This is a genomic window from uncultured Fibrella sp., assembly GCF_964250085.1.
Lineage (GTDB): Bacteria > Bacteroidota > Bacteroidia > Cytophagales > Spirosomataceae > Fibrella.
In genome coordinates this window covers 782237-808079 of the sequence record NZ_CAXUEC010000003.1, presented here as the reverse complement: position 1 = coordinate 808079, position 25843 = coordinate 782237, and the positions used below count along the sequence as shown (strand labels likewise).

Below are 25843 nucleotides of genomic sequence, written 5' to 3'. Positions count from 1 at the left end.
TGGTTAATGTAAACTGTTGGGCCAATGCGCAACAGTCAGATGATGTTTAGCGATGATACTGTGGTTAATGATCGGCCGGTTACTGTCGAAGTAGCCGGTTACCACACCTATAACAAGCAAAATGCCAGTCGACTTTTTTGTTCGGTTTTGTGACAGATTGGCAGTGAAAATCAACGTAGCGGGCCGGATTGGCAGGCCATGTGTGTAGATGGCAGTGGAAGGTGACAGTACTTTATTCATGGCCCGTTGCGGCTGATGGGGCTGGCAAACGACCGTAAAAAAAGCCCGTAGTTACGACCACGGGCTTTTCGGATAAAGCGTATTGAAAAGGTAGAATGTGCCGTCGTAAATGGCGGCTGTTTTTACTTGCCGCCGAACAGGCCACCCAGCATACCGCCAAGGCCACCGACACCGCCACCACCCAGTTGGCTGCCTGCCACGCGCATCAGATCGTTCATATCCAGCTTGCCGTCGGCCATCGCCGAACCAGCCATGCCCATCCAGTCGGTACCCTGCTGCCCGGTTGCGGCACCCATAATGGTGTTGCCGTCAACGCTTGAATCGTTAGGGTCAGCCGCTTTGTGCATCAGCTTACCAAGCACTACGGGCACCAGCGCACCCGCTACCGACATGGCTACCTGCGGCGAAATACCCAGTTTTTGCATCAGGCTCTGCTCAACATGCTGTTGTACGCCCTGCGTCACTGGATTGTCCTGCACGTTGCCGCCACCATTGACAACCATACCGAGCAGGTTGCCCAGCCCACCGCCTTGTGCCTGCTGCGTAAGGCCACCCAGCATACTCTGCACCACCGTTTCCATCGCGGCGTTGTTGTGCTCATTTGGAATGGCGGGATTGTTGACAATAGCGCTGCCCGCGTTCTGCTGGACAAGGTTCATTAGGGTCTCGAACATAATAGTAGTCGGGAAAGATTTGATGATTGATTTAGACTTTGTTAAGCTACCAAATGTAGCGACTTGAGGGTAAATACTTACTATTGGTGTCAAGGTAACGGTATCTGTAAACGTCGGGCATTTGTTTCTGCAAACATTCGCCGTTCCGTTGTTATTTTACACTTGCCTGATCAAACCACAACTATGACGCCCGAATCGCCAGATAGTAACGTACCTGAAGCCAACTCAACTGCACAATCTGAGTCGGCGACCAGCCCATTCGTAACACGCGTAACTCCGCTCTTAACTGATTTGTTATACCCCAGTGAATCTGATGAGCCGCTGGAACCCGTGGAGACGTACCTGCGCATGGCTGAACCCCTGACAGTTAGCCACATCAAAGACTGGCTCATGTTGCCGCCCTCCAATTACGTGGACGAAATAACCGAGGCCGATTTCTGGGAGCCTGTCGTGACCGTAGAGGATTGGTTCGGCGAGGAGGAAAAAGCCAAAACTGCCCAGTTTCAGGAGTTGAAGACGTACCTGGAAACCACCCTCACTGACCGTCAGGTATTCCGCGTTGGCCAAACCGAAATTGACGTCTACCTGCTGGGCAAACCCAAAGAAGGTGAGCCCCGCGTTGGGCTGAAAACGAAGGTGATTGAAACGTAGCCAAACCTTATAGGTTTTGAAAACCTATAAGGTTTATACAAACGCAAAACCCCGGCTGACTCAGCCGGGGTTTTGCAGTAAAGAAGGTCTGTTTATTTAAGCTGATCGACAACCGCTTTGAAGGCCTCCGGGTGGTTCATGGCCAGATCGGCCAGTACCTTCCGGTTCAATTCAATGCCTGATTTATTCAGGGCGCCAATGAATACCGAATAAGACATTCCGTGTTGACGGGCACCTGCGTTGATCCGTTGAATCCAGAGACCGCGAAAATCGCGTTTCTTGGCTTTACGGTCACGGTATGAGTAACCTAACGCTTTTTCAACGGCATTTTTTGCCACTGTCCAAACGTTTTTACGACGGCCATAGAATCCTTTGGCCAGTTTTAAAATTTTCTTGCGACGTGCCCGTGAGGCGACGTGATTGACTGAACGCATAGTAAGTGCTTTTTTTGACGCGGGCGGTACGTTAAACAGCGAAGAAGACTAGACAACTTCTAAACCACTGTCACCTACACTTTTGTGCCTTTTGTCGGGTGAAATAGATAACCGAAAATTTGACTAGGTTAAACGCAACAGGGCTTTAATACGCGTCATGTTCGTCGGGTGTACGGTCGACGAGTGAACGAGGTTACGCTTCTGCTTGGTGGTTTTCTTGGTCAGAATGTGGGAGTGGAAGGCGTGCTTCCGCTTTAATTTTCCGGTGCCGGTCAGCTTGAAACGCTTTTTGGCAGCCGAGTTGGTTTTTTGCTTTGGCATGATTGATTAAGGCCGGTACGCCGGTCGCGTTAAATAAACAGGCCGCAAAGGTACGAAAAAAGTTTGAGGTTTGTAGTTCGGTATTTGTGGTCGCTCTGCTAAATCAGCGAAGCAACTACAAACACCGAACTACAAACCTCAAACTTCCTATTTCTTCACCTGCACCGCTTTAGGGGCCAGGAACATGATCATGCGTTTGCCTTCGAGTTTAGGTTCCTGCTCGATCTTGCCTACTTCTTCGAGGCCTTTCGAGAAACGCTCCAGGATCTGAAGACCCCGGTCTTTAAACACGATCGAACGACCCACGAAATGAACATAGGCTTTCACCTTGGCACCTTCTTTCAGGAACGTCAGGGCGTGCTTCAGTTTGAACTCGAAGTCGTGGTCATCCGTATTCGGGCCAAAACGGATCTCTTTGATCACTACTTTCTGGGCATTCGACTTAATCTCTTTCTGCTTCTTCTTCTGCTCGTACTTGAATTTCGAGTAGTCGATGACGCGGCAAACCGGAGGGGTCGCGTTTGGTGAAATCTCCACCAGATCTAAGCTCTGGGCCTTCGCAATGGCTAATGCCTGCTGAATGCCAAAAATGCCTTGCTCGACGTTTTCGCCGACAACACGCACCTCGCGAGCCTGGATGCGTTCATTAATTCGGTAGGGTTCTTCCACCACGCGACGGGGTGGTCTCCGTTGGGGTAATGCCATATGGTTTGGTTAATGTGACTACTTGTTGGTTTGGTAAACGAATTGGAAAGGGTAAAGTTTCAAGCTTCAGGTTTCAAGTAGCCGACGCTAGAGTACTCCAGCGTCGGCTACTTGAAACTAGACACTAAATTTTCACTTGCTCCTGAAATAGCGCTGTGAATTCAGCAACAGTCATACTGCCAAGATCGCCTTCGCCTTTACGACGAACCGACACCCGGCCCTCTGCCTGCTCTTTCTCGCCGACAATAAGCATAAACGGTACTTTGGCCACTTCTGCATCGCGGATTTTACGGCCGATTTTCTCGTCACGCACGTCCACGAAACCTCTGATGTCGTTCTCCTGTAAATGTAGGAAAAGCTCGTTGGCATAAGCCTCGTATTTTTCCGAAATAGGCAGGACGGCAACCTGATCGGGCGACAGCCAGAGTGGGAAATTACCGGCTGTGTTTTCAATCAGAATGGCAATAAAGCGTTCCATCGAGCCGAAGGGTGCGCGGTGAATCATGACGGGCCGGTGCTTTTGGTTATCGGCACCGGTGTATTCCAGTTCAAAGCGCTCGGGGAGGTTGTAATCGACCTGGATGGTGCCCAACTGCCATTTACGGCCTAGTGCATCACGCACCATAAAATCAAGTTTGGGACCGTAGAAAGCAGCCTCGCCCTTCTCCATAACGGTAGGCAGCCCTTTCTCGTTCGCCGCATTGATGATGGCCGCTTCGGCTTTCTCCCAGTTCTCGTCAGAGCCAATATACTTCGTGCCATTGTCGGGGTCACGGAGCGACACCTGCGCACTGTAATCGTTGAAACCCAACGCTTTAAAGACATACAGCACCAGGTCGATCACCTTCATGAACTCCTCGCTCACCTGGTCGGGGCGGCAGAAGATATGGGCGTCGTCCTGCGTAAAGCCACGTACCCGCGTCAGGCCGTGCAACTCGCCCGACTGCTCATAGCGATACACCGTTCCGAACTCGGCCAGCCGGAGGGGTAGGTCGCGGTAGGAGCGTGGTTTGGTCTTGTAAATCTCGCAGTGGTGCGGGCAGTTCATCGGTTTCAGCAGGAATTCTTCACCCACATCGGGGGTCAGAATGGGCTTGAACGAATCTTCGCCGTACTTCTCCCAGTGACCCGAGGTAACGTACAACTGCTTGCTGCCAATGTGCGGCGTCACCACGGGCGAGTACCCGGCACGTACCTGCGCTTTACGCAGGAAGTTTTCGAGCCGTTCGCGAATGATCGCCCCTTTAGGCAACCAGAGTGGTAACCCTTGCCCCACCTTTTCGGAGAAGGCAAACAACTCAAGCTCTTTGCCCAGCTTGCGGTGGTCGCGCTTCTTGGCTTCTTCCAGCAGCGTCAGGTATTCGTCAAGCTCCTTCTGCTTCGGAAACGTGATGGCGTAGATGCGGGTGAGCATCTTGTTTTTCTCGTCGCCGCGCCAGTAGGCACCCGCCACGTTCATGAGCTTGGCCGCCTTGATGAAGCCCGTGTTAGGAATGTGCGGCCCCCGGCAGAGGTCGGTAAAGTTGCCCTGTGTGTAGAACGTGATGCTGCCATCTTCGAGGCCCTGCAACAGGTCGATTTTATACGGGTCGCCTTTGTCTTCGAAGTAGGCGATGGCATCGGCCTTGCTAACTGACTTGCGTTGGTAGGCGTTTTTCTGCCGCGCCAGTTCCAGCATTTTGTCTTCTACTTTCTTGAAGTCATCCTGCGAGAAATGCTTACCTTCAAAATCGACATCGTAGTAAAAACCGTTTTCGATGGGCGGGCCAATGGCGAACTTAATGCCGGGGTACAGGGCTTCCAGGGCCTCGGCCAGTAAGTGTGCCGACGAGTGCCAGAACGTCGATTTGCCTTCCAGATCGTTCCAGGTCAGCAACTGTACCGACACCGGTTTGCCGTCGGCAGGTACGTCGATAGGCAGGGTGGCATCCTGTACTTTCCCGTTCACTTTGGCGGCCAGTACATTGCGGGCCAGCCCCTCGCTGATACCAAGGGCCACGTCGAGCCCCGACGAACCGGCCGGGTAGTCGCGGACACTGCCGTCGGGCAATGCCACCTGTAATTGTATATCCTGAGTTGTCATATTCTTTGAGTTTACCGTTCTCCGTTTATCGTTTTCAATTGCTCTGCTAGCCAACATTCATATTATTTAGCAGAGCAACTGAAAACGATAAACGGAAAGAAAACGGTAAACTGATTTAGTCAATTTGTTTCACTTTAAATGTTGAATCATTCATCGAACGAATTCGGGTTCGGGGCTGTATCGGGGCGATACGGATCCGGCTGGTGTCGAGTGTACGCCCGCCGGGCGTTCGGGTTCCCTGCAATAAGCCTGTCTCGGGCGATGTCGGATTCAATAAATAATCAGTATACGAAGCATTCGCCTGCTGTCGCCGCTGCACCCGCCAGAGCCCTGCCTGCGCGGCGGGATCGGTCGGGTCTTTCTGCAAAGCAGTTGTGTACTGGGCCAGCGCACGATCCCACTGGTAGGTCATTTCGGCTCCGTGCCCTACGTAGAAATCAATTCGGGGAAAGGTTGGTTTCCGTTTTTGTACCTGCTCAAAGTTTATCAGTGCGGCCGCATAATTGCGGAAACGGTCAAAAATCAGACCAGCCTGAAAATAAGCCTGTACATAATCGGGTTGCATCGATACTGTTCGCTGGTAGGCGATCAAGGCGCTGTCGGCCCGGCCGGCATACTGGTAAATCATGCCTCGCTGAAACAACAGTTCAGCATTGATCGGGAAATACTGCATGGCTTTTTCATTATAAGCCAGTGCCGTGTTCAGATCGCCCAACGAGCGATGAACGGCCGTGAGCTGGTTATAGGTCGGCAGAAAACGGGGCTTCAATTGCAATGCCTGCTGGTATTGCGCCAGTGCCTGAACGGTATCGCCCTGTTTGGCAGCCATCAGGCCACTATAAAAATGTGCTTCGCCGTCGTATGGAGCCATTTGCAAGGCTTTGGCGATGTACAACTGGGCCTTGGGATACTGTGCCTGCTGCTGCAATACGTCGCCAATGAGCGTAAAAAGCTCCGGCGAGTTAATGCCCAGAATCTCGGCCCGCTGTGCATCCTCAAAGGCCCGTTCGGGTTTCTTCAGGGCACGCATGATCTGGGCACGTACCAGAAAGAAAAAGCCCGTACTGTTGTTTCTGGAAATGGCTTCGTCGATGTCGTCCTGGGCTTCGGCTATGCGACCTACCGACAGTAGCAACATCGCCCGCTTGGCATAGGCGGTAGCTGATGACGATTGATTGATAGCGCGGCCAAGTGCCCGGAGCGTGTTGGCTGTCTGGGCACTGTCGGAGGCCTGGGGGAGGGGTGGGATGCGCGAAAGCCGCCGGTCGCCGCTACTGCACGACGCCAGTGTGGCGACCACCAACAGGATCAATATGTACCGCAAAATGTCCCCAAGGCAATTGTAGTTTACTGGTTGCAGTTTACCGTCTTCAGTTGCGTTGCTCAGGTACGTTGCCGGGATGAGCAACGCAACTGAAGACGGTAAACTGCAACCAGTAAACTGATTTTTACAAAGCTACGGAAGAAAAACGAGAGAAAACGCCCAACGGGAGCCGTTTCTGCTGGGAATCGGTCAGGAAAAGTTCACCCGACTGCTCGTAACGTACCCGCTGCCCACCTGTTCCGATGGCGCTGCCGAAGCATTGTGCCATTAGGTTATCCAGAATCAGGGCCGAAAAGCCAAGCGAATACAGGTTGATGATGAAGAAGAAATCCTGTTTGTCCAGCAGGGCAGCGCAGGTTTTCAGCAGGTCGTTGAGCTGTTCTTCGAGCACCCATTTCTCGCCATCCGGGCCGCGTCCATAGGCGGGTGGGTCGAGGATGATGCCGTGGTAGGTGTTGCCCCGCCGTTCTTCACGACGAACAAATTTCACCGCATCTTCAACCACCCAGCGGATATTGTCGAGCTTGCTCATCGCCATGCTCTCCCGCGACCACGAAATCACCTGCTTTACCGAATCGACATGGGTAACGTCGGCTCCTGCCTGTCGGGCGGCCAGTGAAGCGCCACCCGTATAGGCAAACAGGTTCAGCACGCGGGGTTTCTCTACGGGCAATGCCTTAACGGCATCGTGAATGTAGGTCCAGTTAACAGCCTGCTCCGGAAAAAGCCCAACGTGTTTGAACGACGTAAGGGCCAGTTTCAACGTCAGGTCTAGGCCCTGCTGATTGAACCGGACAGTCCAGGGTTCCTGGATGGGCTTAAGCCGGAGCCAGTCGCCCCGTTCCGGTGATTGTTTGTCGCGGCGAAAGGTGGCATGGGCCAAACGTTCCCATTCCGCCTCCGACAGCGAGCAATCCCAGATAGCCTGTGGTTCAGGACGGGCCAGCACGTAGGTGCCAAACCGCTCTAACTTCATAAAATCACCCGAATCGATCAATTCATAATCGGGCCAGGCGGGGGGAGTAAGAAGGGTCATAGAAGGGGGTTTGTGGTTTGTGGTCCTTAGTTTGTGGTTGCGCTGCTACCAAGTAAGCCCCCTTCAGGGGTTTAGAGTAGCAGCGCAACCACAAACTAAGGACCACAAACCACAAACTATTTTTTTATCAACAGCACCACATTCTCAACGTGATGCGTATGCGGGAACATGTCGACGGGCTGGATGGCTTCGACGCGGTAGGCTTCGTCGAGCCAGGCAATATCACGGGCTTGCGTGGCGGTGTTACAACTTACGTAGACGATCTTTTCGGGCGCTGCTTTTAGCAATTGACGAACAACGGGCTCATCCATACCAGCGCGGGGTGGGTCGGTGATCACCACATCGGGGCGGCCATGCTGGGCGAAAAATTCATCGGTCAACAGCAACTTCATATCCCCGGCGTGGAAAGAGGCGTTGGTAATCCCGTTTACCTCGGCATTGACATGCGCGTCGGCCACGGCTGCTTCGACATATTCGATGCCGACAACGTACCTGGCTTGCCGGGCCACAAAAAGAGCGATAGTGCCTGTACCGGTGTATAAATCGTAGACCAGTTCGTTGCCTGTCAGACCGGCCATGTCGCGGGCAATACTATACAACGTTTGGGCCTGAATGGCGTTGGTCTGGTAAAACGACTTGGCGTTGATCCGGAAAGTCAATGGCGGCTGATCGGCCGACGATATCATTTGCTCTTCGATGTAGGGCTTCCCGGCGTAGTTGATCACTTCCTGATCGCCGTAGTTATCGTTTTTCTTCCGATTGATAATGTAATTCAGCGACGTGATCTGCGGGAAACGCTCGCGTAGATGATCGAGCAACCCGGCCAGCGTATCGGGATGATCTTCCGCCACCTGCATCGTCACCATCACCTGGCCCGGCTTGCTTTCGCCAGGTACGTTGCCGGCGTGAGGTTCTGCCGTGCGAATGATGAGCGTCCGCAGGTAACCCACATGCGTTTTCAGGTTGTACGCCGCCAGATTATGGGCGAACATGTAATCGGCCACGGCCAGGCGAATGTCGTTGGACGGATCGGGCTGGAGGTAGCAATGATTGATGGGCAGCACTTTATCGAACCGGCCAGGTACGTGAAATCCCAAAGCGCGGAAGTCCATGCGTTCACCCGCGTCGACCTCGGCCTGCGTCAGCCAGCGACCGGCGGCTACGGTAAATTCGAGTTTGTTGCGGTAATACTGAGTGGGATGGGCAGCAACAATTGGTTGAATAGTGGGCAACGGAACTTTGGCAATGCGCGTAAGGTGATCGACGACCTGTTGCTGCTTGAAGCGTAGCTGCTCGGTGTACTGGATGTGCTGCCACTTGCACCCGCCACAAACCCCGAAATGCTCGCAGAACGGCTGGGTACGTACCTGAGAGGGCGTGACGATGCGTTCGACAACGGCCTCGCGGTATTGCTTTTTCTGGTTGACAACTTTTACATCAACGATATCACCGGGCGCGGGCATTGGGTAACCGGGGCGACCTTCGACAAAGATGACACCTTCGTCGGTTTTGATGATGCATTTTCCCTCGGCAGCTACGTCGGCTACCAACAGGTTGGCGATAAGCTGGGGTTGTTTGTGTTTATGACGGCGCATTTAAACGTGGTCCAACGTGTAAAGTTCAAGGTTCAACGTTTGTCAGGCTATTGATAGTCAATTAACTAGCAAAAAACGTTGAACTTTAGGTAGTAAACGTTGACCCCTTTTTTCTGTAAAAACTGCTAAATTAAGCATCCGTAATCGGACCATGTGTACCCTGTCCTAATTTGTATGACTCAACAGTACCGTACAGCGTATCATTTCCTGCTTTTCGTTGGCCTCTTTTGGTTGTTGCCGGGGCTGGCAAAGGCAACCCATATCGTGGGGGGCGAGATCGAATTGCAATACCTCGGCGCGGGCAAAGCCTTCACGCACCGAATTAACTTAAACCTGTACTTCGACCAGTTGACGGGCAATCCGGGGGCTGAAGATGTGACGGTTGTGCTTGGCGTTTTTCGCAAACGCGACAATGCATTTTTATCGGGTATTGAATTGCCGCAAACGGGCTCATCGCTTATCGCATCAACGCTTCCCAATTGCACACAAGCCACCCAGAGTACCCGCCTGATTCGCTACGGCCTCGACGTAACGCTAAATCCTCAGGCGTTCAATGATCCGGGGGGCTACTACATTTCCTGGGAACGTTGTTGTCGCAACGCAGGCATCGTCAATATCAATGTCCCTGGTGATGCCGCCGATGCCTTCTACCTGGAATTTCCAGCCATATCCGCTACCACACCGGCACTCTACAATTCGTCGCCCGTGTTTACGGTCCCCAAAGGCGATTATATCTGCCTGAACCGGCCGTTTACGTTCGATTTCTCCGCTAAAGACCCCGACGGCGACAGCCTCGTTTACTCATTGGTAACACCCTACAACGGGTACAGCGACCGGAACAATCCTAACCCCGGCGTGGGCTCGCAATTAACGGCACCTAAGTTCTTTGCCGGACCGTACCCAACAGTTACCTGGAGTGCAGGCTACTCCGCTACCAATGCTATTCCGGGTACTGTACCGTTGCAGGTAAATGCCCGAACGGGTATTTTGACCGTGACGGCCAGCCGGGCAGGATTATATGTTTTTTCGGTTGAGGTGGTCGAATATAGAAAGGGAATAGCTATCGGGCGGGTCCGGCGCGATTACCAGTTGAAGGCCATCGACTGCCCCATCAACGACCCGCCCGTGTTGCTGATGAAGACGCAGGGTGCCACTGGTTTTTATAAAGAAGGTACGTTGCTTACCCTGAACGATACCGACAACGCCTGTCTGACGCTGTTTGTGACAGACCCCAACGCCAATCAGACAATCTCGATTGCCAACGGAAGCGGCTCGCTTGCGGGGCTGGCTATTACGCCGGGCGTGCTGGTGTCGAAAACGGGCCGCGACACAACGACGGCTCAATTTTGTTTCGATGCGTGTGCGCTATATAACAACGGCAAAGCTGTGACATTACAGATTAAAGCGACCGACGACGGCTGCCCGCAGGGCCTGAGCACGACGCTGAATATTCAGGTCCTGGTAAACGCTACACCCGCCACCAAACCTGCCGCCAGCACCGACCTGCGTAATGCACAGACGACGGTGACGGTAGGTACGTCATTGACCTTCAACGGGATAGGAAAGGACTCGCAGAATGGTGCGGTAACGATTCAGGCCGTTGGGCGTGGCTTTGAACTGGCCAGTGCGGGCATGACGTTCACCCCAAAATCGGGCACGGCCACCGTCTCCAGCCCGTTTGTCTGGAAACCGACCTGCGCGCAAGCTACCCGGACAGATTACCTCGTCGACTTTATTGCCATCAATAAACGGTGCTCGATCGAACGCCGCGACACCACTACCGTCAGGCTAACGGCGCAGGGGGTAGCCAGTCAGCCGCCGAGCATACGTACCTCTTTACCCAGCCGCGTCATCGAACTGGTGGTAACTCCCTCCGACACGGCTTCGGGCAACGTGCGGTTCACCGTCTTCGGCAATGACCCCGACAAAACCGACACGCTGAAGCTAACCGGCTTTGGACGGGGATTCAATCTGGCCAGCGCGGGCATGACGTTCAGCAACAAAACCGGTCGACCGGAACTACAGTCGGGGTTCGCGTGGCAGGCGACCTGTGCGGCGCTACAGGGGAAAAGTGATGCCACGTTCACGCTCGATTTTGCCAATACCGATGGCAGTTGTCAGCCCAAAAACACGGACACAACCAGTGTGGTTCTCAAACTACGTACGCCCGTCATCAATTATGACGACATGAAGATTCCGAACACGATTACGCCCAACGACGACGGCAAGAACGATTATTTTGCCCTGCTGAACGTACCTGCCGAGACCTGTACAGACCGGTTCGAGCGGGTGACGGTCTACAATCGCTGGGGCAAATCGGTGTTCGATTCAACCGATAAAGCCTTTCGCTGGTATGCGCCCGATTATCCGGCGGGCGTTTACTACTACACGGTCGTCTACGGTAGACAGACCTACAAAGGCATGCTCACCGTAATGCGCTAACTTATTTTTCATGACACCTTTCGACAAGCTGACCTATAAGCTTCACCGCATTTTTGGCCTGATCGGTGGCCTGTTCATTCTCATGCTGACCATCACCGGCAGCATTCTCCTGTTCGACAATGCCATTGACGGCTGGCTCAATCCATCCATAGTCAGCGTAACGCCCGGAACAACCCGTCAGCCGTATGATGGCCTGCTGAAAACGCTACAGGCCAGATACCCAACGGGGAGTATCAGGAATTTGGTTTTATACACAGATACAAAAGACCGGGCGGTGAGGGCTGACGTGCGGGATGGTAAAAAACGGATCTGGGCGTATGTGAATCCGTACACCGGTGCGTTTCTGGGTGATCGTGATTCGGAGGCGGCTTTCGTTAGAAAGGCCCGGCAGCTACATGAGCACCTGCTGGCACCACCCGTTGGCGACTGGATTCTCTTTCTGGTGGGTATCAGCCTGATCGGTTCCGTGGTGACAGGTACGTGGTATTATCGGAAATCGCTGCTGAGTGTATTCGCGGTGGGCATTCGCTGGAATAAACCGAAGCGGTTGCTGTACGGTGATCTGCACAAATACCTGGGCGTGGTGGCGTTGCTTTTCCTGCTGGTCATCAGCGTGTCAGGTACGTTCTTCCACTGGGAGCAGATTGAACGCGCCCTGGGCGAAGGGCCACGCGAGCCCCGCCGCCAGGAAACGACCGTGGCACCCATAAAAACGGTTGATGCCTTACTGGCCGAAAGCCAGAAACAAGTGGCCGGTTTTGTGCCCGAGGTCATCAGTTTCCCCGACGAGCCGGGTAAGCCGCTGGTGATTCGGGGTAATGCCACCGACGCCAATCCGTTACTGGGGAAGTTCACCTCCGCCACCGAATTTGACGGGGAAAGTGGTAAACTGACCAGGATTTTCAGAGCCAGCGACACCGACGCGGAGTACAAAATGGAGCACATCCTGGAAGAATTGCACTTTGGACGCTTCGGTGGCCTGGCCACACGACTCCTTTATTTTGTGCTAGCAATGGCAATGGCCGTGGTGACCCTGACGGGCTTGTTGATCTGGTGGATTAAACGGTGATAACTATTCCGCTAAAGAGTAGATAGTTTTTGGGATTAGTTGCCTTTACTTTCTAAAGCACGACTCCATTTTCATGTATACAACCTCACGTTACCAGCGCCTGACCAGCACGCGCCGCATTGGGCGTCGAATCGGGCAAACGCTCGCCCTGCTGGGCGGCTTGCTGGCCGCCCAATTGCCTGCCAGTTCGGCGCAGGCTCAGTCACTTTCCGATAAACGGGTCCTTGTCTTTTCCCGGACAAAGGGCTATCGTCACCAGTCTATTCCAACGGGGCAACGTACCCTGATGGAACTCGGTAAACAAAACGGATTTGCCGTTGACACAACGGAAGATGCCGGTAAATTCACCGAAGCGAACCTGAAGCGGTATAGCGCCGTGGTTTTTTTAAGCACCACCGGTGATGTGCTTGATGATGCACAGCAGATCAATTTTGAGCGCTACATCCAGGCAGGTGGTGGGTACGTTGGTATCCACGCTGCTACCGACACGGAGTATGACTGGCCGTGGTACAATAAACTGGCCGGGGCGCAGTTTGCGTCGCACCCCGGTAACCCGAACGTTCAGGAGGGCGAAACCTATGCCGTGAATAAAAACCACGCGTCGATGATGGGTTTCCCCGATCGCTGGAAGGTCAAAGATGAATTCTACGACTTTAAGAATGTCAACAAGGATATAAACGTACTCGTCAAAATCGACGAGAAGTCGTATAAAGATGGCAAGATGGGCGATAACCACCCGATGGCGTGGTACCACAACTTCAGCGGCGGCAAGGCGTTTTATACCAACTTTGGCCACCAGAACGAAACGTTTGCCGACCCCGTTTTTCTGAAACACCTGCTGGGTGGGCTTCAATCGGTGATGGCTCCCCAACTGGATTATGCAAAGGCGAGATCACAGACCGCTCCCGAAGAAAACCGGTTCGAGCGCGAAGTGCTGGTCAGCAGCCTCGACGAGCCAACCGAACTGGTGGTGTTGCCCGGTGGAAAAATCCTGTTTGGCGAGCGTAAAGGCATGCTGAAGATGTATAACCCGGCTACGAAAAAAACGAAGGTCGTAGCGCGGATGCCGGTGTACACCAAGTTCGAGTATGGGTTGATGGGGGTGAATGCTGACCCGAACTATGCGGCCAACAAACGCCTGTTCCTGTATTATTCGCCCGATGCCGCCCTGTTTGGTGCCGACACCGCCCAACACCTGTCGCAGTTTACCTACGACGATGTGCGGGATACGCTGGTGATGAACACGGAGAAAGTACTACTTCGGGTGCCCGTGAAGCGAACAGGCTGCTGCCATACCGGCGGCTCTATTGCCTGGGACCGGACGGGTAACCTGTACCTGTCGACTGGCGATGATACCAATCCATTCAACTCAGACGGCTTTTCGCCTTCCGACAACCGGGAAGACCGTCAGGGCTGGGATGCGCTGAGCACGTCATCGAACACCAACGACCTGCGCGGCAAAATCCTACGCATTAAGCCAGATGGTAATGGTGGCTATACGATCCCTGAAGGGAACCTGTTTGGTATGGGCACCGCAAAGGCCCGCCCTGAGATTTACGTAATGGGCAACCGGAACCCGTACCGGATTGCGGTCGATCAGCGCACCGGCTTTTTGTATTGGGGTGAAGTGGGCCCTGATGCGGGTGAGGACAAGGCCAAGCGTGGCCCGCGTGGCCATGATGAAATGAATCAGGCGCGTAAAGCCGGGTTCTTCGGCTGGCCCATGTTTGTGGGTGATAACAAGGCCTACGAGGTCTTCGATTTCAAAGACAACAAATCAATGGGCATGGCATACGATGCCGCCAAACCCATCAACAACTCGCCGCACAACACAGGACTAAACGAATTGCCGCCTGCTCAGAAAGCGTTTATCTATTACCCCTACGCCGATTCGCCGGAGTTTGGCGCGATTGTGGGCAAGGGCGGCCGGAATGCGATGGGTGGTCCTGTTTATTACTACGACGATTACGCCGCCGATTCGAAGGTGAAGTTTCCCCGCGCTTACGATGGTAAGTTCTTTGCTTACGACTGGATGCGCGACTGGATCAACCCCGTTACGATGACGCCCGAAGGTGATTTCGTGAAGATGGAGCGGTTTGCGCCCAGCATGAAATTCTCGCACGTGATCGACATGCAGTTTGCTCAGGATGGCAGCCTCTACACGCTCGAATACGGCCAGAACTGGTTTGCCGCCAACGACGACGCCCGTCTGTCGCGTATTACCTACAATCCCGGCAACCGCAGACCTGTTGCCGTAGTAGCGGCAAACAAGATGGTTGGTGCGGCGCCTCTCGCCGTCACGTTCTCTACCAAAGGGACTATGGATTATGACGGTGACGCCCTGACCTATGCCTGGGACTTCGGTAAAGGCCTGGCCCGCAGCACACAGCCTAACCCAACCGTGACGTTTAGCAAGCCCGGTATCTACACACCAACGCTGACCGTGACTGATGCCGCTGGTAATAAAACCACGCAGACGATCACCCTTAAAGTGGGTAACGATATGCCAAAGGTTGATTTGGCCCTTAAGGGAAACAAAACGTTCTTCTTCCCAAAACAGCCCATTGCTTACCAGGCAGTAGTAGCTGACAAAGAAGACGGCACGCTGGCAAAGGGCATCAACCCAGAGGATGTTACGATGACGATCAATTATATAGAAGGCTTTGACAAAACGCTATTGGCGCAGGGGCACCAGGCCAACCTTGGTTTCAGCGCTGGCAAACGCCTGATCGAGCTGAGCGATTGTAAGTCGTGCCATGCGATCGACAAAAAATCAATTGGACCGGCTTATATCGACATAGCGAAAAAATACAGAAGTGCCACGCGGGTACGGGCACTGGCCCAAAAGATCATCAGCGGTGGCGGTGGCGAATGGGGCGAACAGGCCATGAGCGCCCACCCTCAGCTAAAAGTTGAAGAAGCGGAAGATATGGTTCGCTACATTCAATCGCTGGCCGACACGAAGGTGGCTGAAAAGCACCCGCTTCAGGGTAACTACATGACCCAGGATCACACCAAGGATGGATCGTATATCCTGACGGCCACCTATACCGACCGGGGTAACGGTCAGATCGGCCCCCTGACGCAGGTTAAATCGGTTGCCCTGCGTAGTCCGAAGTTCAAGGCGGTAAATTTTGACGAGAAGAAAGACATCTCGACGGTGAAAATGCCGACCGGCAATGAGGTTGCCATTGCCACGAAAAACGGTAGCTACCTGGCCTATAATGACATTGACCTGACGGGTATCTCGGGCCTGAGCGCTTCGGTGACGGCGCGGGCTGAGCGGTCGGCCGGTGGCAAAGTTGAGGTACGTGCCGATTCGCCAACAGGGCCTTTACTCGGTGACGCCGACGTGGCCGTAGGTACGTCGGGACCAGTGAGTATTCCGTTCAAGAAACCGACGTCGGGTATGCACAAGCTCTACCTGGTGTTTGTGAATCCTGAAAGCGCGAATAAATCGCTGATGTCCGTTGATGACCTCACGGTTCAGCAAAGCGGTATGTAAACGCACCCCAACCCGGACGCGGGACTGCCCTCCCCGTTAGGGAGGGGCTTTTACTCCACCTAATTGGTTGAGGCTTAGCCCCTCCCTAACGGGGAGGGCGGTCCCGCGTCCGGGTTGGGGTGGGGGCTACCCAATAGACAGCACCAGTACACCAAGCGGTGGCACAGAAACCGGGACGATTTGCCCGGCTGTGATCACCGTTTTTGTTAGAAAAATGTCGCGATAGGTATACGTTTTCTTCGGGGTTATTTTCATGGCTTTCCAGGTCTCGGCCGGAATCTGAAGCTGGGTACGTACGGTATCCGTTTTGTTGAAGTTGCAGACGATCAGCAACTTCTGTTTGGCCGAATACCGCAGGTAACTGAACAACTGCTCGGGCCGTCCGTACTGTTGAAGGTCATAAAACGAGCCCGTCCGAATGGCATCACTACTGTTAATGAGTTGGCCCAACTGAACGTAAAACTGCCGTAATTTTTTCTGACTGGCCGTCAACTTGCCACCATCAAACGCCCCGCCGTTGGTCCAGGCCTGAAACTCGGGTACGCCCCAGTAGTCGAAAATAGTCGTTCGGCCGTCGTCGCCCTGAAAGCCCTCGGCCTGGGTCGGATTCACGCCTACTTCCTGCCCGAAATACACCATAGCCGGTCCCGTATGCAGGGTGGCCGACAGGGTCATGGCGGGCACAGCCGTCCAGGGGTCGTTGGCAAACGCTTTAGACGCAATTCGTTGCTCATCGTGATTTTCCAGGAAGCGAAGCATGTGCCTGCCCAACGTACCTGATTCGCCCTGACAAACCCGCGAAATGGCAATCGGGCTGCCTTTCCCTTCCATCAACGCCCGAACCGAATCGTATAGACCGACCTTGTCGTAGAGATAGTCGAATTTGCCCGTGTCGATGTAGTTGGCGTACTGCTGCGGGTTGTAAATCTCGGCAATGAAGATAATCGGCGTGGTAGCTGGCGCGGCAACGACTGGTGTCACAGAAGCTTTCGTTTTTGTAGCCGACGAAGCTACGGGCGTTTTTGCCACAGACGGCGTGGTGACAGTGCTGGGCCGGCTCGCTTTTATCTGTGGAATCACCCAGCCCCAAAATTCTACCGGCACCATTTCGGCCATGTCGCAGCGGAAGCCATCAATGCCTTTTCCGGCCCAGAACAGCAGAATATCGCGCATCTTGAGCCATGTACTCGGCAGTGGTTCGAAGTACGTCTTCCGGTCGTTCTGGTAATCGACGCCGTAATTTAGTTTGATCGTTTCGTACCAGTCGTCGATCCCTGGTTGCGCCTTAAATACATCATTTCCCGTAGCCTTGGCCGGCTTCTCTTCGTAGTCGGGCGCTAGTGTTCCCTCGGGTACCAACGTACCTGCGGGCGGTTGAAAGGCTTCACCCGGTAGGTAGTAGAAATTATTTTGCGAGTCGAACGCCTTCGTTGTGTCGTCGGTTTGTCCCAGATCCTGAACGCCTTCCGGCTTTGCATCCGAGCTGTATTGCCGGGCCAGATGGTTAGGCACAAAGTCGATGATGACCTTCAGACCATTGGCGTGCGATCGCTTGATGAGGGCGTCAAATTCGCTCATTCGCTTGCGGGCATCAACCGCCAGGTCGGGGTCTACATCATAATAATCCTTGATCGCGTAGGGTGACCCCGCCCGGCCTTTTACCACCAGGGGGTTATCAGTAGGAATGCCCAGCGACGAGTAACCCGTCATGGTGGCATGCTCGATCACGCCCGTGTACCAGACATGCGAAACGCCCATCTTTCTGATCTCCTGAAGGGCTTTGTCGGTGATGTCGTTGAACTTGCCGACGCCATTTTCGGCCAGACTACCCCACGGTTTATTGGTTGTTTGCTGGTTGCCGAAGAGGCGGGTAAATACCTGGTAGACAAGCAATTTGTCAGACGAGGCTGGCGGTGGAACTGGCCCACTAACGAGGTGACTAAACTGCTGGGCAGCGGTACTGAGCGGGCTGTAAAGAAAACCGGCGGCGGCTAAGCCAGCCGTAAAACCTCGCCGTGTAAGTTTTGATGAGTTGGACGAAGACTGTGACATAGGAAATGAAACTAGAGATAGGGTGGGCAGTTGTTGACAAGCTCGTTGCGAGCAGGCAATATACTGAACCGATCCAGGATTGCGCTGATTTCTGTGACCCTGCCGCTGAACCGGGCTACGTTTTATAGGTGTTTCGGTTCATTGAAATTGTATAAATATATCTTCATTAACGACTATTTTTAATACATCGTAAGTAGTTAAATTAATCCTTGTTTAGCGTATAGTTTTTCGATAACCGGTTAATAACAAGGGATTTATAATTGTAACCGTTTGCTCAATATGTGAACTAGTTCGCTCTGTCGATCTCCTACATTTATCGTCGCTGTTTGCAACTAAGGGCCCGGTTGACACAGCTTTTCCTAATCGTATAACCACTAGTTCAATAAAGCAATGGCAGAGACACTAGCAAAGACTGTTCCCATGAAAAATGGGCGTTCAGGACGGGTAAGTACAGAGGTAGAGCCTGAAGGCGGCTCGATAGGGAGTGAGGTGTTTGGCCGCAATGAGACGGAGCAGGAATTGGTAGAAACCTACATCAAACCGGCTGAGTTCAGCGCCATCACATCCAACGGTCGGCAGGAAGCGGCAGAAGAAACGCTCCTGGAAGAGCCGGGGAGCGAAACGGGGCAGGAAGAGAGGCTGCGTGAGGCCTTTTTCGCCAGCTATGATGTCGATGAAACCGCAACAGAGGTAATCATTGGCACCGACGACCGTGTACGTATTGCAAACACTACGATCTATCCATACCGGGCTATCTGCGCCCTGCGCATCACGGCCGCCGACGGTACGCGCTGGATCGGCACAGGCTGGCTGGTTGGGCCGCGTACTGTGATTACGGCAGGGCACTGTGTCTTTCTGCATGGTAATGGCGGCTGGGCCCGGTCGATCGAGGTGATTCCGGGCCTCAACGATGCAGCCCGTCCCTACGGGCCAGCCATGGGTACGGCGCTTCGGAGCGTGAAAGGCTGGACCGAAGGAAAGAAAAGGGAGTATGATTACGGGGCAATTATCTTACCTCCCAATAGTCGGTTGGGCGATATAGTTGGCTACTTCGGGTATGCCGTTCGGGATAACAACTTCCTGATGGGTTCGGTGCTGAATCTGTCGGGCTATCCGGGTGATAAAGGCGGGGCTCAGCAGTGGTTTATGGCGCGTACGCCCAAGAGTTTATCAGATCGGGTAATCACGTATGATATCGACACGATGGGCGGACAGAGCGGTGCGCCGGTTTGGGTCAAAGTTGGCGAGCAACGCTATTGTGTGGGTATTCACACTAACGGCCATATCAGCGGCAACTCTGCTACCCGTATTGTTCAGGACGTTTTCAACAACATCAAAAACTGGAAAGCCGAAGGGGCCTGATGCCCCGACAGCCCCTAAACCCCCTACTTCGATGAGCATCACGGTCACAAACCAGCAGGGACAACCACTTGAAGGCGTCGTAATCATGGTCGTTGATGGCCCGGTGAGCGTGCCTGACATTGCGTCTATGACCGATGCACGCGGAAAAGGATCGCTGGGGCATCTGACAATGCCAGGCCAGTACACCCTGCTGCTGAATTACAACCAGAAGCAGGTACGCGAAACGGTTCAGATTCGCCCCGGGCAGTCTGAATCCGTTACGGTAAAAGTTTGGTAGTTTACTGTCAACAGAAAGCCCGGTCGAGCAATCGACCGGGCTTTCTTTGTTGGTTAAAATGGTGTTTCCTGACCCGGATCGGCGTTCCCGAAATTAGACAGGTCATTGGCGCGGCTGCGCAACGTACCTGGCGTAGGTGGGAGCGGGGGCATGGTGCCCGGAGGCGGAATAGCCCCCGACGAACCCGAGCCATTGCCCGAGCCATCGAAACTGCTCATACCGGTAACCCCTTCTGGGAATCCACCGGGTACGGGGTTAAAGTACCCATCCAGATCACAGAATTTGGTGAACCGGTTGATGAACCGAAGTTGAATCGTATCCAACGACCCAGAGCGGTTTTTGGCGACAATCACCTCGCCGACACCCAGTGTCGAGTTACCAGCTTCGTCCTGCGTAATGTTGTAATATTCAGGACGATACAGGAACATAACCATATCGGCATCCTGCTCGATCGACCCCGATTCCCGCAGATCGGACAGTTGTGGTTTTTTATCGCCACCCCGCGTTTCAACGGCCCGGCTCAACTGCGAGAGGGCAATTACAGGTACGTTCAGTTCTTTGGCCAGATTTTTCAACGCCCGCGAAATCGAGGCAATCTCCTGTTCGCGGTTAGCGCCTTTGCTGTTGTCGCCGGTCATCAATTGCAGGTAGTCGATCACCACGATCTGAATATCGTGCTGCGCTTTCAACCGGCGGCATTTTGCCCGAAGCTCCAGAATAGAGAGGGCGGGCGTATCGTCGATGTAGATTGGTGCTTCGGTCAGGCGCTGAATTTTGTGGTGAAGCTGCTGCCACTCGTGCGGTGCCAACTGTCCTTTCCGAATCTTCTCCGAATCGATCTCTGCTTCGGCCGAAATCAGACGATTGACCAACTGCACCGACGACATTTCGAGCGAGAAAATAGCCACCGGTTTGCCATGATCCACCGCCGCATTTCGCAACGCCGACACGATAAATGCCGTATTGTGCGTCACGGTCATATCCTCGAGCAAAAACAGGTGATTGCCGTCGATCGTGAATCCGTAATAGTCGTCTACGATATCTTTCTCAACCGTAATACCGGTCACACGCCAGTCGGCTCGTGCCTGTAACGTGCGGGCTTTCTTCCGTTCTATACGTACCGGAATTGAATCCAGGTTGCCAAACAGCCTCAACCGATATACGGTCGAGGTGTAACCCTGCGACGTAATAACCGCCTGTTTTTCGTTCAACGAGCACCGGAAACCAAGCGAATCGCAGAGGAATTTTAGCTGCTTGGCCAGTTCCTTGTTCTTCTGTGTTATCTCGTAGCAATTAAACTCACGCTGGTAATGGCCGTCACTATCAATCAGGCCTGCCAATAATTTTAGCCGGTTCTCGGTCGAATTGATCAGGTACGTTCTCGGAATGTGTTTGTTTTCAATAACAGTGAGTTTACACGACTCGCCCTGAACACTGAATGCTGTTGGTTGTGCGCCTGAGTGCGTTCCGCCCCGTTGTCCGGCAGTAATAGCATAGTTCGGGGCCTTCCCTGCCTGCTCATACGTCACTAAAGACAGATTTAGCGAGTCGGCATAACCCTGCATATACTCAACCACTTCTGAATCGGTGTTTGTGATTCGAGAACTGTAACTGTGACCCGGTCTGTCGTCACGGTCGCCAAGCCATAAACCTACGAAATACGGATCGAGGAGAACGGCCTGCTCAGGAAATTCAACGGCTACTTTGTATCCCTTATAATTCGATTTGAATTTGTTTGACTTAGTCAGATAATCGCGAACGGAGATAGTCAAAATCTCTCCTTTCGTGTGTTCACCTTCGTTCCGCGACCGTTTCAGCGAAAGAATATGACTTTCGTTAACTCGATAGTCGATGCCTTTATTTTGACGAATCCAGTACATCTGTTCCCTGCCTCGTGCAATAGACAGCACTCGGCGGGGAGTCGAGTCATCGCCCATCAACAAATCACCTTCCCGAACGTCTTCTACTTTCCGCAGTGAACCGTCGAACATGACCACGTTGGTGCCTTTGCCCAGACACTTGCCCATCGCTGGCCTGGCAGCGATAATGACCAGTTCGGTGGGTTGCCAGCCCGAGGTTAGCCGGTCGAGTGCCGTGAAGCCGGAAGGGACACCGGTGAGGCCCTCCTGGTTCTTTTTGGTCTCCATCTCCTTCAGGGCTTCACCCACGATGGAGCGCATGTCGGAAACGGTTTTACGGATGTTCGACTCGGTCAGTTGAAACAGGTCGCGCTCCGTTCGGTCGAGGAGGGTAAAGACATCGGTGGTGTCTTCATAGGCATCGCGCTGAATCTCCGACGACATCGTGATTAGGCCACGTTTGAGGGCCTGCTCAGTGATGATCCGGGCGTGGTATTCAATGTTGGCTGCTGAGTTTACCCGCAGCGTCAGCTCTGAAATGTAGCCACCGCCGCCCACCAGTTCAATCTCGCCGGTTTTACGCAATTGCTGCGTAACCGTCAGCAGGTCAATAGGTTCTGAGTTAGAGAAGAGGGTCAGGATAGCCTTGTAAACCCGCTGGTGTGCTTCTTTATAAAACGTCTCGGGTTTGAGCAGATCAACCACGGCCGACAGCGCATCCTTCTCGATCATGAGTGCGCCTAAGACCGCTTCTTCCAGATCCACTGCCTGCGGGGGCAACTTACCGAGGCCCGTGTCGAGGAAACGGTTGATGCCTGCCTGCTGCCGGTTGCCCGGTGCATTGGCGGTGTTCTTTCGAAAGTTGTTGTTTGGGCGGGGTGCTCCGCTGTTGGTGTCCATAGTCAAGCAAAAATAGGCGGAAAGCACCACTAAAGGCAAGAAATATTAAATGCCTGAAAGGTAGAATAGGGTACTTCAGGCGGTTAACTGACTGATCACAAACCCGATGATCACGGACCAAAAAAATCCATTGTCACCAAATTAGGCGTTAGCTTTAGTCTGGGTTTTTTTACCGGGAAGCCGACGATACTGGCGTTAGTTGGGCACCTTACTGAGAGTGAGCAAGATAGAGACAGCCATGCGATTATTCGGCCTTTTTCTTGTACGCTTATTATACGGTAGTGGGTAGCATTAATGAGCCAATTTTTCAGGAAACTTGTTGTGTGGGTAAGGTGATTCGGTATATTCAGCCGATCAACGTATATTCAGCTAACCATTTAATCCTCCTTACCAGTTTGGTCGAAAAAATCATCACTCTCGACGGCGACGTTTCCCTCATTGATTTTCTGGGCGTCGAAAATACCAATATCAAGGAAGTGGCTGCGGCCTTTCCGATGAGTAAAATCATTTCGCGGGGCAACGAAATCCGCATCAAAGGCACTACGCCCGAAATCTCCCGTATCACTGATATTCTGGAATCGCTGATGCAGCACTACCAGCGCTATGGCAAACTGACGCACGAAAATGTGCAAACGTACCTGAGCGGTGGCAACGAATCGGATCAGAACAGCGTACCAGTGTCTGACGATGAAGTGCTGGTTTATGGTACCAAAGGCATTGTGGTGCGGGCGAAAACGGCCAATCAGAAGAAACTGGTCGAAGCAGCCGAAAAAAGTGACCTTGTCTTTGCCATTGGCCCCGCCGGAACGGGTAAAACTTATACCGCCGTAGCCATCGCCGTAAGGGCACTGAAAAACAAGGAAGTACGCAAGATCATCATCACGCGTCCGGCCGTGGAAGCGGGCGAAAACCTCGGTTTTTTGCCCGGTGACCTGAAAGAAAAAATTGATCCGTATCTGCGCCCGATCTATGACGCTCTCGATGACATGATTCCGGCCGAGAAACTAAAATATTACCTGGAAAACCGGACGATCGAGATCGCTCCGCTTGCCTACATGCGTGGCCGAACGCTGAACAACGCGTTTATTCTGCTCGATGAAGCGCAGAACACAACGGCCATGCAGATGAAGATGTTTCTGACCCGGATGGGGCCTTCCTCGAAAGCCATTATCACCGGCGACCGCTCGCAGGTCGACTTGCCGAAGCATCAGAAATCAGGCTTGTCGGAGTCGATCGGTATTTTGCGCGATATTCCGGGTATTGCCTTTGTTGAACTCGACGGACGCGACGTGGTGCGTCACCGGCTCGTGAAAGCCATTATCAGTGCGTATGAAAAAGCAGGACAATAGACTAGCCGTTTACCGTTTACTACCCCACCCCAACCCCTCCCCGTTAGGGAGGGGCTTAAACTTCAACAGGCCCCTCCCCATTAGGGAGGGGTTGGGGTGGGGTAGTATACTAAAAACTGGTTTAATCGGCCTTGGCATCTGGCTGTCTATATCCACCGGGTTTGCTCAGTCGGGCGCGTCTACGCTGGGTACGTTGTCAGACGATGACAGCGTGAAACACCGCTGTGCAAACCCACTCATTGAAGCGCAGCTACAGCGACAGTCACCCAAGCGGCTTCAGCAACTGAATTCGCTCAACGAGCAGGTACGTACCTACACCACGTTCAACCCCAATGCACGGGGCGCAACGGCAACGGTCTACCGGATTCCGGTGGTCGTACATGTGGTGCATAACCAGGCTAACGGAACCATCGGTGGGGCCAACAACCCCAACATTACCGATGCCCAGATTCTATCGCAGATTCAGGTCCTGAACGAAGATTACCGCAAAGTAGCCAATACGCCGGGTGGCAGTTCCACCAACCCGATTGCCGTTGATACCAATATCGAGTTTTACCTGGCTCAGAAAGACCCTGACGGACAGGCGAGTAACGGTATCACTCGTACTTACTATGCCGCTAAAAGTTCGTTCGATCTATTCAATGATCTGTACCTGTTATCGAGCATCGTCTACTGGCCGTCCACTCGCTACCTGAACATCTGGGTGGTGGCGATATCGAACAAAAACTACCTGGGTTATGGACAGTTTCCTACAGCGGCAGATACGTTGCAGGGACTTGGCGACACCGATGAGCGCATCGACGGGGTAGTGATTGACCACCACTATTTCGGGCGCAGGACCGGTACCGTAACCAGTAGCCTGTACTGTTGTGGCCGAACAACTACGCATGAAGTCGGGCATTGGCTGGGCCTGATTCACCCCAACGGCGATACGCGCTGCGGCGACGATTACGTAGCCGACACCCCTACAGTCGAAGCACTGAACGAAACGGATAAGTGCACCGATATTTTTTCGACCTGCAAGCCGGGTGTAACCACGCGTAACCTGATTGAAGATTACATGGATTACACGCCCGATGCCTGTATGAACGTATTTACCGGCGGGCAACGTGATCGAATGATGGCCGTATTGCAATTGAGTCCCCGGCGCGTACAGCTTATTCAGTCCAACACCGCACTACCTGAAACTGAGCGACTAACGGTGTCGGTTTCGCCTAACCCAAGCAGTACGCAAAGTACGGTGACTGTGCAGTTTAAGGGGTCGCAGGCATTCAGTACGGAGCTAATCAATGTGAGCGGACGAACCATTCAGACCGAGTCGTATCCGGCAACGCTGAGCCGACAAATCACCTTGCCGGTTAGCGATTTACAGGCCGGAGTCTATATCTTTCGGGTCAAGACGCAGAGCGAGACGGTCAGCCAGCGGGTGCTGATTCAGTAAGTCGTTCTGTGCTTCACCGATATGATCACTGTATCCACAATTCAATCGAAAGCCGATCTGGAAACTGTATTCGCCATTCGCCGGGAGGTGTTTGTTGAGGAACAGAACGTACCTGCCGAGGATGAATACGACGAATTTGAAGACACCAGTCATCACTTTCTGGCCTTGCTCGACGGGCAACCGGTAGGCACGGCCCGCTGGCGACGAACCAGCAAAGGCATCAAACTCGAACGGTTTGCCGTTCGGGCAGCAGCACGGGGAAAAGGGGCTGGCAAGGCCCTTGTCCAGGCCGTGTTGAACGATGTATTTGCCCAGCAACCCGAACCAATCGAAAGCATTTATCTGCACGCACAGGTGTCGGCCATGCCCCTCTACGCCGATTTTGGTTTTGTGCCCGTTGGGCAGAAGTTCGATGAATGCGGCATTCAGCATTACAAGATGGTGCTGCCCGGCAAACGGATGCCGAGCGAACAAATGGCCGGGCCGCAATTGACAACGCCGCCGTCTGACGACCCGCAGTAGCT

20 protein-coding genes are annotated in these 25843 nt (G+C 53.4%); 9 read left to right on the top strand and 11 right to left on the bottom strand.

All coding sequences use genetic code 11. The features are described 5' to 3' along the window. Nucleotides 1-3: 3 nt before the first annotated feature. Together ACFE8Q_RS13020 and ACFE8Q_RS13015 are read right to left on the bottom strand one after the other, a co-directional pair. Entirely contained in the window at nt 4-240 is a 237-nt protein-coding gene (locus ACFE8Q_RS13020; RefSeq protein ID WP_375445825.1) for a hypothetical protein, read from the bottom strand. A 122-nt stretch (nt 241-362) separates the two neighbouring features. Continuing rightward, a complete protein-coding gene (locus tag ACFE8Q_RS13015; RefSeq protein WP_375445824.1) occupies nt 363-914 on the bottom strand; it encodes a hypothetical protein in 552 nt (183 codons plus the stop codon). 183 nt (nt 915-1097) lie between these two features. Between ACFE8Q_RS13015 and ACFE8Q_RS13010 the strand changes: the two genes are divergently transcribed. Further along, nucleotides 1098-1565, top strand: coding sequence for a nuclease A inhibitor family protein (locus tag ACFE8Q_RS13010; RefSeq protein ID WP_375445823.1), 468 nt, complete (start codon nt 1098-1100; stop codon nt 1563-1565). A 92-nt stretch (nt 1566-1657) separates the two neighbouring features. On the opposite strand, the gene rplT is transcribed toward ACFE8Q_RS13010, so the two are convergent. From rplT to rlmD, 7 genes are all read right to left on the bottom strand, one after another. Then, the gene (gene rplT, locus ACFE8Q_RS13005; protein WP_207327564.1) at nt 1658-1999 is read right to left on the bottom strand and encodes a 50S ribosomal protein L20; all 342 of its coding nucleotides are present in this window, start codon (nt 1997-1999) and stop codon (nt 1658-1660) included. Nucleotides 2000-2122: 123 nt separating this feature from the next. Then, a complete protein-coding gene (gene rpmI, locus ACFE8Q_RS13000; protein WP_375445822.1) occupies nt 2123-2320 on the bottom strand; it encodes a 50S ribosomal protein L35 in 198 nt (65 codons plus the stop codon). Nucleotides 2321-2467: 147 nt separating this feature from the next. Further along, on the bottom strand, nt 2468-3025 hold the full coding sequence (gene infC, locus ACFE8Q_RS12995; protein WP_207327562.1) for a translation initiation factor IF-3: 558 nt from the start codon (nt 3023-3025) through the stop codon (nt 2468-2470). Between the two features lie 124 nt (nt 3026-3149). Next, nucleotides 3150-5108, bottom strand: a complete 1959-nt coding sequence (thrS, locus tag ACFE8Q_RS12990) for a threonine--tRNA ligase (protein ID WP_375445821.1) — start codon at nt 5106-5108, stop codon at nt 3150-3152. A gap of 115 nt (nt 5109-5223) precedes the next feature. Further along, nucleotides 5224-6516: a tetratricopeptide repeat protein gene (locus tag ACFE8Q_RS12985; protein ID WP_375445820.1), complete on the bottom strand. Its 1293-nt coding sequence runs from the start codon at nt 6514-6516 to the stop codon at nt 5224-5226. A gap of 40 nt (nt 6517-6556) precedes the next feature. Further along, complete coding sequence (locus ACFE8Q_RS12980) at nt 6557-7468, bottom strand: class I SAM-dependent methyltransferase (protein WP_375445819.1); 912 nt, start codon at nt 7466-7468, stop codon at nt 6557-6559. Nucleotides 7469-7584: 116 nt separating this feature from the next. Continuing rightward, nucleotides 7585-9063: a 23S rRNA (uracil(1939)-C(5))-methyltransferase RlmD gene (rlmD, locus tag ACFE8Q_RS12975; RefSeq protein WP_375445818.1), complete on the bottom strand. Its 1479-nt coding sequence runs from the start codon at nt 9061-9063 to the stop codon at nt 7585-7587. Between the two features lie 174 nt (nt 9064-9237). Here rlmD and ACFE8Q_RS12970 point away from each other — a divergent pair, with 174 nt between their 5' ends. The 3 genes from ACFE8Q_RS12970 to ACFE8Q_RS12960 all read left to right on the top strand — a co-directional run bounded on the left by ACFE8Q_RS12970 (nt 9238) and on the right by ACFE8Q_RS12960 (nt 16079). Then, nucleotides 9238-11505, top strand: a complete 2268-nt coding sequence (locus ACFE8Q_RS12970; protein ID WP_375445817.1) for a gliding motility-associated C-terminal domain-containing protein — start codon at nt 9238-9240, stop codon at nt 11503-11505. Between the two features lie 10 nt (nt 11506-11515). Further along, on the top strand, nt 11516-12574 hold the full coding sequence (locus ACFE8Q_RS12965; RefSeq protein ID WP_375445816.1) for a PepSY-associated TM helix domain-containing protein: 1059 nt from the start codon (nt 11516-11518) through the stop codon (nt 12572-12574). Nucleotides 12575-12647: 73 nt separating this feature from the next. Beyond that, nucleotides 12648-16079 carry a ThuA domain-containing protein gene (locus ACFE8Q_RS12960; protein ID WP_375445815.1) on the top strand — a complete coding sequence of 1144 codons (3432 nt, stop codon included), beginning with the start codon at nt 12648-12650 and terminating at the stop codon, nt 16077-16079. A gap of 126 nt (nt 16080-16205) precedes the next feature. Here the strand turns inward: ACFE8Q_RS12960 and ACFE8Q_RS12955 are convergent, their stop codons facing one another. Beyond that, entirely contained in the window at nt 16206-18131 is a 1926-nt protein-coding gene (locus ACFE8Q_RS12955; protein ID WP_375445814.1) for an alpha-amylase family glycosyl hydrolase, read from the bottom strand. A 390-nt stretch (nt 18132-18521) separates the two neighbouring features. Between ACFE8Q_RS12955 and ACFE8Q_RS12950 the strand changes: the two genes are divergently transcribed. Further along, the gene (locus tag ACFE8Q_RS12950) at nt 18522-19493 is read left to right on the top strand and encodes a trypsin-like serine peptidase (protein WP_375445813.1); all 972 of its coding nucleotides are present in this window, start codon (nt 18522-18524) and stop codon (nt 19491-19493) included. Between the two features lie 31 nt (nt 19494-19524). Continuing rightward, the gene (locus ACFE8Q_RS12945; protein WP_375445812.1) at nt 19525-19770 is read left to right on the top strand and encodes a carboxypeptidase-like regulatory domain-containing protein; all 246 of its coding nucleotides are present in this window, start codon (nt 19525-19527) and stop codon (nt 19768-19770) included. A 53-nt stretch (nt 19771-19823) separates the two neighbouring features. Here the strand turns inward: ACFE8Q_RS12945 and dnaB are convergent, their stop codons facing one another. Continuing rightward, nucleotides 19824-22529, bottom strand: coding sequence for a replicative DNA helicase (gene dnaB / locus ACFE8Q_RS12940; protein WP_375445811.1), 2706 nt, complete (start codon nt 22527-22529; stop codon nt 19824-19826). 395 nt (nt 22530-22924) lie between these two features. Here dnaB and ACFE8Q_RS12935 point away from each other — a divergent pair, with 395 nt between their 5' ends. From ACFE8Q_RS12935 to ACFE8Q_RS12925, 3 genes are read left to right on the top strand one after another with little or no spacing between them, the layout of a single operon-like run. Continuing rightward, nucleotides 22925-23878: a PhoH family protein gene (locus ACFE8Q_RS12935; RefSeq protein ID WP_370727408.1), complete on the top strand. Its 954-nt coding sequence runs from the start codon at nt 22925-22927 to the stop codon at nt 23876-23878. Beyond that, the gene (locus ACFE8Q_RS12930) at nt 23859-25319 is read left to right on the top strand and encodes a M43 family zinc metalloprotease (protein ID WP_375445810.1); all 1461 of its coding nucleotides are present in this window, start codon (nt 23859-23861) and stop codon (nt 25317-25319) included. The genes ACFE8Q_RS12935 and ACFE8Q_RS12930 overlap by 20 nt, the downstream gene beginning before the upstream one ends. 21 nt (nt 25320-25340) lie before the next feature. Beyond that, nucleotides 25341-25841, top strand: coding sequence for a GNAT family N-acetyltransferase (locus ACFE8Q_RS12925; RefSeq protein WP_375445809.1), 501 nt, complete (start codon nt 25341-25343; stop codon nt 25839-25841). Nucleotides 25842-25843: the final 2 nt, after the last annotated feature.

Coding starts and splice junctions, on each gene's coding strand:
- ACFE8Q_RS13020 (WP_375445825.1), bottom strand. CDS start 240: ATGAATAAAGTACTGTCACCTTCCACTGCCATCTACACACATGGCCTG.
- ACFE8Q_RS13015 (WP_375445824.1), bottom strand. CDS start 914: ATGTTCGAGACCCTAATGAACCTTGTCCAGCAGAACGCGGGCAGCGCT.
- ACFE8Q_RS13010 (WP_375445823.1), top strand. CDS start 1,098: ATGACGCCCGAATCGCCAGATAGTAACGTACCTGAAGCCAACTCAACT.
- rplT (WP_207327564.1), bottom strand. CDS start 1,999: ATGCGTTCAGTCAATCACGTCGCCTCACGGGCACGTCGCAAGAAAATT.
- rpmI (WP_375445822.1), bottom strand. CDS start 2,320: ATGCCAAAGCAAAAAACCAACTCGGCTGCCAAAAAGCGTTTCAAGCTG.
- infC (WP_207327562.1), bottom strand. CDS start 3,025: ATGGCATTACCCCAACGGAGACCACCCCGTCGCGTGGTGGAAGAACCC.
- thrS (WP_375445821.1), bottom strand. CDS start 5,108: ATGACAACTCAGGATATACAATTACAGGTGGCATTGCCCGACGGCAGT.
- ACFE8Q_RS12980 (WP_375445819.1), bottom strand. CDS start 7,468: ATGACCCTTCTTACTCCCCCCGCCTGGCCCGATTATGAATTGATCGAT.
- rlmD (WP_375445818.1), bottom strand. CDS start 9,063: ATGCGCCGTCATAAACACAAACAACCCCAGCTTATCGCCAACCTGTTG.
- ACFE8Q_RS12970 (WP_375445817.1), top strand. CDS start 9,238: ATGACTCAACAGTACCGTACAGCGTATCATTTCCTGCTTTTCGTTGGC.
- ACFE8Q_RS12965 (WP_375445816.1), top strand. CDS start 11,516: ATGACACCTTTCGACAAGCTGACCTATAAGCTTCACCGCATTTTTGGC.
- ACFE8Q_RS12960 (WP_375445815.1), top strand. CDS start 12,648: ATGTATACAACCTCACGTTACCAGCGCCTGACCAGCACGCGCCGCATT.
- ACFE8Q_RS12955 (WP_375445814.1), bottom strand. CDS start 18,131: ATGTCACAGTCTTCGTCCAACTCATCAAAACTTACACGGCGAGGTTTT.
- ACFE8Q_RS12950 (WP_375445813.1), top strand. CDS start 18,522: ATGGCAGAGACACTAGCAAAGACTGTTCCCATGAAAAATGGGCGTTCA.
- ACFE8Q_RS12945 (WP_375445812.1), top strand. CDS start 19,525: ATGAGCATCACGGTCACAAACCAGCAGGGACAACCACTTGAAGGCGTC.
- dnaB (WP_375445811.1), bottom strand. CDS start 22,529: ATGGACACCAACAGCGGAGCACCCCGCCCAAACAACAACTTTCGAAAG.
- ACFE8Q_RS12930 (WP_375445810.1), top strand. CDS start 23,859: ATGAAAAAGCAGGACAATAGACTAGCCGTTTACCGTTTACTACCCCAC.
- ACFE8Q_RS12925 (WP_375445809.1), top strand. CDS start 25,341: ATGATCACTGTATCCACAATTCAATCGAAAGCCGATCTGGAAACTGTA.